Below are 1,559 nucleotides of genomic sequence, written 5' to 3'. Positions count from 1 at the left end.
AGCCACCCTTGAAAGAGTGCGTAATAGCTCACTGGTCAAGTGATTCCGCGCCGACAATGTAGCGGGGCTCAAGCGTACCGCCGAAGTCGTGTCATTGCAGCAATAGGGCCAACGCCTGCTGTGATGGGTAGGGGAGCGTCGTGTGCCGGGTGAAGCAGCCGCGGAAGCGAGTTGTGGACGGTTCACGAGTGAGAATGCAGGCATGAGTAGCGATACACACGTGAGAAACGTGTGCGCCGATTGACTAAGGGTTCCTGGGTCAAGCTGATCTGCCCAGGGTAAGTCGGGACCTAAGGCGAGGCCGACAGGCGTAGTCGATGGACAACCGGTTGATATTCCGGTACCCGCTTTGAAACGCCCAGTACCGAATCCATTAATGCTAAGGCCGTGAAGCCGTTCCGGACCCTTCGGGGAATGGAAAGTGGTGGAGCCGTCGACCCAAGGTGGTAGTAGGTAAGCGATGGGGTGACGCAGGAAGGTAGTCCAGCCCGGGCGGTGGTAGTCCCGGGGTAAGGGTGTAGGCCGTGTGATAGGCAAATCCGTCACACATTAAGGCTGAGACCTGATGCCGAGCCGATTGTGGTGAAGTGGATGATCCTATGCTGTCGAGAAAAGCCTCTAGCGAGTTTCATGGCGGCCCGTACCCTAAACCGACTCAGGTGGTCAGGTAGAGAATACCGAGGCGTTCGGGTGAACTATGGTTAAGGAACTCGGCAAAATGCCCCCGTAACTTCGGGAGAAGGGGGGCCACGTCTGGTGATGAGTCTTGCACTCTGAGCTGGGGGTGGCCGCAGAGACCAGCGAGAAGCGACTGTTTACTAAAAACACAGGTCCGTGCGAAGCCGTAAGGCGATGTATACGGACTGACGCCTGCCCGGTGCTGGAACGTTAAGGGGACCGGTTAGTGACCTTTCGGGGTTGCGAAGCTGAGAACTTAAGCGCCAGTAAACGGCGGTGGTAACTATAACCATCCTAAGGTAGCGAAATTCCTTGTCGGGTAAGTTCCGACCTGCACGAATGGCGTAACGACTTCTCGACTGTCTCAACCATAGGCCCGGTGAAATTGCACTACGAGTAAAGATGCTCGTTTCGCGCAGCAGGACGGAAAGACCCCGGGACCTTTACTACAGTTTGATATTGGTGTTCGGTTCGGCTTGTGTAGGATAGGTGGGAGACTTTGAAGCTGTGACGCCAGTCATGGTGGAGTCGCCGTTGAAATACCACTCTGGTCGTGCTGGATGTCTAACCTCGGTCCGTGATCCGGATCAGGGACAGTGTCTGATGGGTAGTTTAACTGGGGCGGTTGCCTCCCAAAGGGTAACGGAGGCGCCCAAAGGTTCCCTCAGCCTGGTTGGCAATCAGGTGTTGAGTGTAAGTGCACAAGGGAGCTTGACTGTGAGACCGACGGGTCGAGCAGGGACGAAAGTCGGGACTAGTGATCCGGCGGTGGCTTGTGGAAGCGCCGTCGCTCAACGGATAAAAGGTACCCCGGGGATAACAGGCTGATCTTCCCCAAGAGTCCATATCGACGGGATGGTTTGGCACCTCGATGTCGGCTC

Annotated in this window: 1 rRNA gene (running past one end of the window); it reads left to right on the top strand. The window is 56.3% G+C overall.

Annotation, left to right across the window (positions count from 1 at the left end):
- A 23S ribosomal RNA gene (locus ABZ567_RS32245) occupies positions 1-1,559 on the top strand (its annotated part extends 1,371 nt beyond the left edge of the window); the annotation flags it as partial.

Source organism: Streptomyces sp. NPDC016459 (genome assembly GCF_040632845.1).
Lineage (GTDB): Bacteria > Actinomycetota > Actinomycetes > Streptomycetales > Streptomycetaceae > Streptomyces.
The sequence above is the reverse complement of the archived record's forward strand: the minus strand, read 5'-3'. Positions and strand labels throughout refer to the sequence as shown.